9 protein-coding genes and 1 pseudogene are annotated in these 8,845 nt (G+C 72.1%); 2 read left to right on the forward strand and 8 right to left on the reverse strand.

The genetic code is table 11. From position 1 onward, the window contains the following. From JF597_RS04765 to JF597_RS04795, 7 genes and pseudogenes are all read right to left on the reverse strand, one after another. Positions 1-298 (reverse strand): annotated as a pseudogene (locus tag JF597_RS04765) (hypothetical protein); the annotation flags it as partial. 85 nt (positions 299-383) lie between these two features. Then, entirely contained in the window at positions 384-1,247 is an 864-nt protein-coding gene (locus JF597_RS04770) for a LysR family transcriptional regulator (RefSeq protein WP_293989307.1), read from the reverse strand. Between the two features lie 13 nt (positions 1,248-1,260). Then, a complete protein-coding gene (locus JF597_RS04775) occupies positions 1,261-2,490 on the reverse strand; it encodes an MFS transporter (RefSeq protein ID WP_293989310.1) in 1,230 nt (409 codons plus the stop codon). Next, positions 2,487-3,542 carry a Gfo/Idh/MocA family oxidoreductase gene (locus JF597_RS04780; protein WP_293989313.1) on the reverse strand — a complete coding sequence of 352 codons (1,056 nt, stop codon included), beginning with the start codon at positions 3,540-3,542 and terminating at the stop codon, positions 2,487-2,489. Before JF597_RS04780 ends, JF597_RS04775 begins: the two co-directional genes overlap by 4 nt. Then, positions 3,539-4,048, reverse strand: coding sequence for a GNAT family N-acetyltransferase (locus tag JF597_RS04785; RefSeq protein WP_293989316.1), 510 nt, complete (start codon positions 4,046-4,048; stop codon positions 3,539-3,541). Before JF597_RS04785 ends, JF597_RS04780 begins: the two co-directional genes overlap by 4 nt. Next, the gene (gene hemA / locus JF597_RS04790; protein WP_293989319.1) at positions 4,045-5,271 is read right to left on the reverse strand and encodes a 5-aminolevulinate synthase; all 1,227 of its coding nucleotides are present in this window, start codon (positions 5,269-5,271) and stop codon (positions 4,045-4,047) included. The genes JF597_RS04785 and hemA overlap by 4 nt, the downstream gene beginning before the upstream one ends. 168 nt (positions 5,272-5,439) lie before the next feature. Next, complete coding sequence (locus JF597_RS04795; protein WP_293989332.1) at positions 5,440-6,336, reverse strand: helix-turn-helix domain-containing protein; 897 nt, start codon at positions 6,334-6,336, stop codon at positions 5,440-5,442. Positions 6,337-6,446: 110 nt separating this feature from the next. Here JF597_RS04795 and JF597_RS04800 point away from each other — a divergent pair, with 110 nt between their 5' ends. Then, on the forward strand, positions 6,447-7,874 hold the full coding sequence (locus JF597_RS04800; RefSeq protein ID WP_293989322.1) for an MFS transporter: 1,428 nt from the start codon (positions 6,447-6,449) through the stop codon (positions 7,872-7,874). A gap of 98 nt (positions 7,875-7,972) precedes the next feature. Beyond that, on the forward strand, positions 7,973-8,179 hold the full coding sequence (locus JF597_RS04805; RefSeq protein ID WP_069759084.1) for a hypothetical protein: 207 nt from the start codon (positions 7,973-7,975) through the stop codon (positions 8,177-8,179). Positions 8,180-8,197: 18 nt separating this feature from the next. Here JF597_RS04805 and JF597_RS04810 read toward each other — a convergent pair whose 3' ends face one another. Then, positions 8,198-8,785 carry a TetR family transcriptional regulator gene (locus JF597_RS04810; protein ID WP_293989329.1) on the reverse strand — a complete coding sequence of 196 codons (588 nt, stop codon included), beginning with the start codon at positions 8,783-8,785 and terminating at the stop codon, positions 8,198-8,200. Positions 8,786-8,845: the final 60 nt, after the last annotated feature.

The following is an 8,845-nucleotide window of genomic DNA, read 5'->3' on the forward strand; positions in this document are numbered from 1 at the left end:
GCTCCCCCGGCCTCGGTTGCGTCAGCCACGCCACCGCCGCCCCGGTGACCGCGACGGGCCACTCGACGACGCCCGCGACGCCGAGCACCCCTGCCCCGGCGTACACCGCGAGCCGTCGGCCGCGCGGGGACACCGCTCCGACCCGGTCCAGTGCTCCACCGGCCACCCGGCCCACCGTCCCGGCCCCGGGAACCCTCCCCAGTACCGAAACGGCCGCCCGCAGCGGCTGCGGAAGCCCCTGCGCCGGTGACGGTGATCTTGACTCTGCTACCTGCTGCGACGATTTCTGCTCGGCCATGACTCGCCTCGCCTGTGGGGGGTCTTCTCCTTGGACCGACCGGGTTCCCGCACTGCGGCCGATCATCCCCACCTGCGACGACCGGTCAGGCGCTCTGGAGCACCGGCCGCTCCGCGTCCCGCAACGCCCTGGAGAGGTTCTCCGCGTGCGGATGGGGGTTGGTGCGCGGATAGACGTAGTGCAGGACCGCGGGCGGGGCGCCGGTGAGGGGGAGGTACAGGACGTCGGGGTCGGGATGCTGGGTGGCGACCGACTTCGGCAGGACGCCGACACCCCGGCGGGCGGCGACGGCGTGCAGGTACTCGTCCAGGTTGGCGGCCTCGGCACCGATCTCGGGCCGGGCGTCGGCGGGCCAGTCGCCTGGCGCCAGAGTGCCGCTTACCGTGTTCAGGACGAGGCAGCGGCGGCCCAGGTCCCGCCAGCCGACCCGGGAACGCGTGGCCAGGGTCGAGCGGACGGACACCGCGGCGACCCGCTCCTCGCGGGCGATCTCCACGGTATGGAGACGTGGATCCTCGACCGGGCCCCACAGCAGCGCGGCGTCCACCGCCCCGGCGTGGACACCGGCCAGCCGCTCGTCCCGGCGTACCGGCTGGACCAGGATGTGGTGGCGGCGTTCGACGAGGTCGATGGCGTCACGACCGCGACGGCGGGGGAAGCCCCAGGTGTAGCCGAGACTGAGAGGCTCCTCCTGCGGGACGGGACGCAGGGCCGCTTCGAGGCGGGGCAGCAGGACCTGGAGCTCGGCGCGGAGGCGTTCGCCGTCCGGGGTCAGCCGCGGGTGGCGGGTGGTCCGGTCCAGGAGCCGGCAGCCGACGTGGTCCTCCAGCCTGCGGATGGTGCGGCTGAGGGTGGGCTGGGGGATACCGAGCCGTTCCGCGGCCCAGGTGAAGTGCTGTTCTTCCGCCAAGGTGAGGAAACAGCGCAGCTGTTGCAGTCCTACGTCCATTGTCACGACGGTACTACTCACCCGCGGTGACCGATTCCGGCGTGCGCGCGTTCCGGGCGGGCTCCTCCTCCGCGTCGGCGGACCGGGGCATGCGGACCAGGACCAGGTGCAGCACCAGTCCGACGGCCACGAGCGCGCCCGTCCAGTACGGCAGGTCCGCGGGGGCCACTCCGGCGGCGAGGGTGACCCCGCCCAGAGCGGAGCCGAGCGCGCTGCCGAGGTAGACGGCCGAGCTGTTGAGGGAGACCGCGACGGGCGCCTGGTCGGGGCGGGCGGCGATGAGCTGGTGCTGCTGGGGCACCTGGAGCGCCCAGCCGGTCGCGCCCCACACCACCAGCGGCACGGCGAGCGCCCAGGTGGCGCGGGCCGCGACGGGCAGCAGCAGGTGGGAGAGGCACAGCAGGAGCAGGACGCCGGTGACGACGGCGTAGGGCCGCCCCGTGCGGTCGACGATCCGGCCGATCAGCAGGCTTCCGGCCACACCGCCCAGGCCCCAGGCCCACATCGCGCCGAGCGTCGAGTCGATGCCGCCCGCGTCGGTGAGGAAGGGCGCGAGGTAGGTGTACAGGCCGAGGCTGGTGACACCGGCGATGAGGGACACCCCCGCGATCGCGGCCACGGGGCGCCGGGCCAGGATGCGGGCCCGCTCGCGCAGGGGCGGCGGCGGGGCGGCCTCCAGGCGGGGCAGTGCGAGGACGATCCCGGCGATGGCGACGGCGCCGAGGCCGGTGATCAGCCAGAGCGTGCCGCGCCAGCCGACGTGGTCGGCGAGCAGCACGCCCACCGGTACGCCGATCACCGTGCCGATACTCATCCCGCCCATGACCAGGGCGAGGGCCCGGCCGCGCCGTTCCTCCCCGGCGAGGGAGGCAGCCGTGGCGGCGGCCATGGGTGAGTAGACGCCCGCGCCGACGCCCGCGAGGGCCCGGGCGACGAGCAGCACGGCCAGACTGCCGGCGAGGGCGGTGAGCGCGTTGGCGGCCGTGAACAGCAGGAGGGCCGCGGTCAGGATGGTCTTGGCGGGCCGTCCGGCCAGCGCGGTCGCGAACACAGGTGCGGCGAGGGCGTAGCAGAGGGTGAATAGGGTCACCATCTGGCCCGCCGCAGACTCGCTGGTGTGCAGGTCGGCGGCGACCTTGGGCAGCAGTCCGGCCATGACGTAGGCGTCGAGGCCGAGTGCGAAGGCACCGAGGACGAGGATGTAGAGCCGGTTCATGGGGGTGGTGGGGGTGGGTGTGGTCATCCGAGGCGCTCCCAGTCCACTTCGGTCACCGGAGTGCGGCCCTGTGGGAAGTAGCGGGCCGGGCCGGTGGTGCGGGCGGCGGTTTCGATGTCGTTGAGCAGGCGCTGCGTCACGACGGACTCGGCGAGCCCGGCGAACGGCACCCGTGGCGGTGTTCCGTCGGCGACATGGCGTACGACGTCCAGCGCGAGGCGACGGAGTTTGACGATCGCGCGTTGCGCGTCGGGCACCTGGGCGTCCCTGGTGTCGACCTCGCACAGGGTGTGCTCCTGGCCGTCCTGGCGCCGCCAGACGCGCAGGTGGTCGGCGTCCCAGACCGGGGTGTCGTAGACGCAACTGGCGTACACGAGCTGCCCGCGCCGGTCCCGGAAGGCGAGGTCGACCGTGCGCTGGCGGACGATGTTGGTGAAGCTGCTGTACACCGTCACCGGGGCCTCGCCGAGCGTGGCGGTCAGGGCGACGCTGTCGAGGACCTCGGGTCCGGAGACGGAGAAGTCGGAGGTGACGCCGAGGGCGTCGCGCACCTTCAGGGGCTCCTCGCCTCCCGTGACGTACCGGACCAGGTCGAGGCTGTGGATGACCTCGCTGGTGACGCCCACGGTCGGGCGGTGGTCGTTGATGCGGTCCTTGCCCCAGGTCAAGTGGGCGCGGACGAGCCGGAGTTCGTGCTCGTGGACGTAGGTGCGCAGCGCCTCGGTGGCGTCCGAGTAGCGCTCGACCAGGTCCAGGGCGAACCCCCGGGTGTCAGTGAGGGCCTTGGCGACGGCGTCCAGGTCGTCGTGCGGGGAGGTGAGGGGCTTCTCCGCGAGGACGAAGCCGCGGTAGCCGTGCAGCCGGGTGAGGATGTCCGCGTGGGCGGAGTCGGTGGCGGCCACCACGACCAGGTCGGGGGCGTGTTCCGCGAGGGCGCCCTCCAGGGTCGGGAAGTACGGGACGTCCTCCCGGGTGCGGTGCCGTGCGTGACAGGCCAGCCGGAACGACTGGTCCAGGCTGCGGAAGGCGCTCAGGAAGCGGGAGCCGGCGTAGCCCATGCCGACGATCAGGATCTTCATGCGGCGACACTCCTCGGGGACAGCGTGCGGAACAGCAACTCCTCGCCGCTGGAGGCGAATCCGAGCCGCTGGTAGAAGCCGGACGCGGTCTCGGTGGCCTGCAGCAGCACCTCGTCGACGCCCTGTCCGGCCAGCCAGCCGTGCAGGTGTTCCAGCAGCCGGGCGCCGAGCCCCTGCCCGCGCGAGGCCGGGTCGACGACGACGGACTGGAGCCAGCCCGCGCGGCCCGAGGGGCAGGCCGGTGACGGGGCACGCCGGTCGACGATCGCGGTCGCGCAGGCGGCGAGGCCGGTCCCGTCGGGGAGGGGGACGACGGCGACCCGGATGCCGTCCGCCTGGGAGAGCTGCTCGGTCAGCCAGGCGCGGTAGTCGCGCCGCCAGGCCTCCCGGGCGGCCGGACTGCCCGCCTTGTAGGGCAGGTCGGCGTCGGGCGCGTCGAGCAGGTGGGCGCGCAGCCGGACGAGTTCCTCGATGTCCGCCACGCCGGCGGGACGGACGACGGTCATGCTGCCACCGCCTCGGCCGGCAGCTCCGCGGCAGGGGCGAGGACCGCGGAAAGCGCCTCGACGAGGTGGGCGATGTCGGCGTCGGTGTGGTTCGGGGTCACGTTGACGCGGAACCGCTCCGTCCCGACGGGCACGGTCGGGGAGTTGATGGGCTGGAGGTAGATGTCGTACTCCTCCAGCAGCCGTACGGCGGCTCGCTTGCACGCGGTGGCGTCGCCGACCAGGACCGGCAGGACGTGGGTGGTGCTGCACGGCATCACGGTGATGCCGGCCGAGGCGAGCGCGTCGCGCAGCAGGCGGGTCTTGTCGTGCAGGGCCCGCCGTTCCGCCTCGGAGTTCTTGAGGTGTTCGACGCTCGCGTGGCAGGCGGCCACGACGGCGGGTGGCAGGGAGGTGGTGAAGATGAATCCGGAGGCGAAGCTGCGCACCGCGTCCACGAGGGTCGCCGAGCCGGCTATGTAGCCGCCGATCACGCCGATCGCCTTGGCCATGGTGCCCTGCACGATGTCGACGAGGTGGTCGACGCCGAGGTCGGCGGCGAGCCCGGAGCCGCGCGGACCGTACATGCCGATCGCGTGCACCTCGTCGAGGAAGGTCAACGCGTTGTGCTCGCGGGCGAGTTCGGCGATCTCCTCGATCGGGGCGACATCCCCGTCCATGGAGTACACCGACTCGAACACCACGATCTTCGCGCGGTCGCGGGGCTGCGCGGACAGCAACTCCCTGAGGTGGTCGACGTCGTTGTGGCGGAACACGGCCCGTTCGGCCCGGGTGCTGCGGATGCCGTTGATCAGCGAGGCGTGGTTCAGCGCGTCCGACAGGACGATCGGGTCGGGCAGCAGCCTGAGCAGGCACTGGAGGGTGGCGTCGTTGGAGCCGTAGCCGGTCGGGAAGACCAACGCGGCTTCCTTGCCGTGCCATTCGGCGAGTGAGGCCTCAAGTGCCCGGTAGTGGGCATGGGTTCCGCCGATGTTGCGCGAACCTCCCGATCCGGCCCCGTACTCGTCGACCGCGCGGTGCATGGCGTCCAGCACCTTCGGGTGCTGGGACATACCGAGGTAGTCGTTGCTGCACCAGACGGTCACCTCCCGCCGGGTGCCGTCGGCAAGGCGGCGCAGTGCCGTCGGATAGGCCCCCGCACGCCGGTCGATGTCCACGAACTCCCGGTACTGTCCGCCCGCTTGCAGGTCACGCAGTTTGGCCGACAGGAACTGCTCGTACACGCTGTTGCTCTCCCCTATGACTGGGCCGCACTTGTGGTGCGGCCTCGATCAGCCCGGGAAGTACATCGAGTGGACCGGGGCGCGATCCAATACACCAGGTGCATGTTGCATCCATCTGGCGCATACGACGAGCTGAGAGCGGGGGGAGAAGGGCTGTTGAGAGGTCGCTCACACCGGGGAGCGCGGGACCCGCTCCAGGGCGATCGCGTGCAGCCTCTCCAGTCGCCGCCGGGACTCCTCGTCCGCCGGGGCGTACGTCACCATGCGCGGGCCGGCCTCGGGGCCTAGCCAGAGGTCGGTGTGGTCGACGCTGACATGGCCGACGTAGCGGTTCATGAACTCCTTGCGGCGGCTGCGGTGTTCGATGACCTCGTGCCGGTCCCAGACCTCGCGGAACTCCTGGGACTCCGTGTAAAGCCGCTTCAGGAGCATCTTCCAGCCGGGCTCGGCGAGGTGACCGGCCATGATGGCGCGGAAGCGGGCGGCCATCACGCGCTGCGCCTCCGGCAGGTGGATGATCGAGGAGCGCCAGTCGTCGTTGGTGTAGGAGAGGATCATGCCGTTGCGGTCCTCGGGCGGCACCGCGTCCAGGTCGCACAGCAGCAGGCCGTAGGTGCGGTTGTAGGCGAGGATGTCGTAGCGGCTGTTCTGCACGCAGGCCGGGACCGGCTCCAGTTGCTCCAGGATCTCCCTGAGCCCCGGTGTGATCGACGGGCAGGCGGTGGCCGGGGTCGGGTCGACCGCGCCGGCGAGCTGGAAGAGGTGCGAGCGCTCGCTCGGGTCCAGGAGCAGCGCGCGGGCGAGGGCGTCCAGGACCTGCACGGAGACCTGGATGTCCCGGGCCTGCTCCAGCCAGGTGTACCAGGTGACACCGACCGCGGAGAGCTGGGCGACCTCCTCCCGGCGCAGGCCCGGGGTGCGGCGCCGACGGCCGCGGGGCAGGCCGACCTGCTCGGGGGTGAGGTGCTCGCGGCGGTGACGCAGGAAGGCGGCGAGTTCATGGCGCCGGATCGACGAGAGGGACGAGTGGGACGCGGTCGCCGGTACGGCTGTCTCCTGGGCCATGGTGGTCATGTCTCCAGCCTGCCTCCACCCGGACCCTGTTGCCAGGTGGTTCTTCTACCAGGATAAGAAGACTCTGGTACCCCTCTGGCGGGAGGCGCAGGCTCGTTGCCGTGACGACCGAAACCACGACTCCACGCCCCGTCCGCGCCGCCGCGCCACCCGAGCTGAGCGGCCTCGGACTCTTCACGGTGCTGCTCGCCGCGGCACTCCCCCTCATCGACTTCTTCATCGTCAACGTCGCACTGCCCACCATCGGCGCGGACCTGTCCGCGAGCGAGTCGGTCCTCGAACTCGTCGTGGCGGGCTACGGGTTGGCGTACGCCGTCCTTCTCGTCCTCGGCGGCCGCCTCGGCGACCTCTTCGGGAGGCGCCGGCTGTTCCTGGGCGGCATGCTGGCCTTCGGGCTGACCTCGCTGGCGTGCGGGCTCGCGCCGACCGCGTGGACGCTGGTCGCGGCGCGGGTCGCCCAGGGCGCCGCGTCGGCGGCGATGCTGCCGCAGGTCCTCGCCACGATCCAGTCGGCGACGGCCGGACCCCGCCGGGCGCGGGCGATGGGCCTGTACGGCGCCACGGCGGGCCTCGCCATGGTGGCGGGCCAGATCCTCGGCGGGGTCCTGGTGGCGGCCGACATCGCGGGCACGAGCTGGCGGGCGGCGTTCCTGGTGAACGTGCCGGTCGTCCTGCTCGGCCTGTTCCTCGCGGCCCGTACGGTCCCCGAGACCCGTTCCCCCCGTCCGGAGCCGGTGGACGGCCCCGGCACGGTCCTGCTGGCGGCGACCCTGCTCGCGCTGCTGGCCCCGCTGACCGAGGGCCGGGCGGCGGGCTGGCCGCTGTGGACGTGGCTGTCGCTGGCGGCGTTCCCGTTCCTGGCGGGGGCGTTCTTCGCGGTGGAGCTCAGGGCGGACCGCGAGGGCCGCACTCCCCTGGTCCCGCCGAGCCTCTTCCAGCTGGTGTCCCTGCGGCGCGGTCTGCTGCTGATCCTGCCCTTCTCGATGGGCTTCGCGGGCTTCATGTTCGTGATCGCGGTGGCGCTCCAGGAGGGGGCGGGCCGCAGCCCCGTTCAGGCGGGTCTCGCGCTGGTCCCGCTCGCGGTGACGTTCCTGTTCACGTCGGTCGCCGGCCCGCGGCTGATCGCCCGCCACGGCACCCGGGTGGTGACCGCGGGCGCTCTGATCCAGGGGGTCGGCCTGGGCCTGATGATCCTGGCCGCGCACTCCTCCTGGCCGGACCTCGGGCTGCTTCCCCTGCTCCCCGGCGGCGCGATCGCCGGAGTCGGCCAGGCCCTCCAACTGCCGGTGGTCTTCCGGATCGTGCTGTCCGAGGTGCCGCCCGCCCGGGCCGGTGTCGGCAGCGGCGTGATGGTCACCACCCAGCAGGTCTCCCTGGCCCTCGGCGTGGCCACGCTGGGCGGCCTCTTCCTCGCCCTGGCGCCGGGCATGGGCATGCGGGACGCCCTGGTGACCACGCTCCTCGTCCAGTTGGCCGGGGTGGCCCTGACGGGCGTGCTGAGTCTGCGTCTGCCGCGCACGATCGACTGACCGGGCCGCGGGCCACGCTCAAGTCCTGGCGAACGCCCCGTGAAGATACTGCTGTTGATGTTGTTCTTGCTGCACACTCCTAGCCGGAGGCGAGGCACATGTTGCAGATCAACACGAGCAGGGTGAGCCGCTGGGACCAGCACGGCCGCGAACACGTGGTCCAAGTGCAGCGCAAGGGCGCGCAACGCACGATCAGATGTGACACCTGCGGCTGGCGCAAGGGAGCGCAGTTCCTGCCCTGGCTGAAGGCGGAGGAACACCTGGCGGAGGCGCATCAGGCGACGGTGGATCCGTCGCAGACGTAGCTGCGGGGGTGGCGGCGGTCAGGCCTTGAGGCCCCGTACCAGCAGGTCCACCAGCGCCGTGAACTCCTTTTCGGCGCCCGGCTTCTCCCACTCACGGGCATAGCCGGGGTCGTGGAAGATGGCCGTGCCCTGGAAGACCGCCTGGGCCGTGGTGTCCGGGGCGGTGACGGTGAAGGTGCCCGCGTCGATGCCGTCCTGGACGATACGGGTCAGCTGGTCGGTCAGCTCGGTGAGGTGCTCGATCACCGCCTCGACGTTCTCGCCGGTCAGGACCGTGTACGTAGCGAACAGTTCCGGATCGTCGCCCGCCTTGCGGCGCTTGACCTCGAAGAGCGCGGCGAGCCAGTCCCGCAGCCGGGCCTCCGGGTCGCGGTCCGCGTCGGTGATCGCTGCCAGGACGCCCGTCGCCCGGTCCAGCCACCGCTTCGTCACGGCCTCCCGCAGCGCCGCCTTCGTCCGGAAGTGCCGGTAGACGCTGCCATGGCTGACGCCGAGCGCGCGTGCCACGTCGACCACGGTGGCCTTGGCCGGGCCGTGGCGGCGCAGCACCTCCTCGGTGGCTTCGAGGATGCGCTCGGCGGTCAGGGTCTCGGTGCTCGGTGGCATGCCTAGACCGTACCTGGCACGATGTTCACCGTTCGCCGCTCATCGTTCGCTGTCGAGCAT

Source organism: Streptomyces sp. (assembly GCF_019510245.1).
GTDB lineage: Bacteria > Actinomycetota > Actinomycetes > Streptomycetales > Streptomycetaceae > Streptomyces.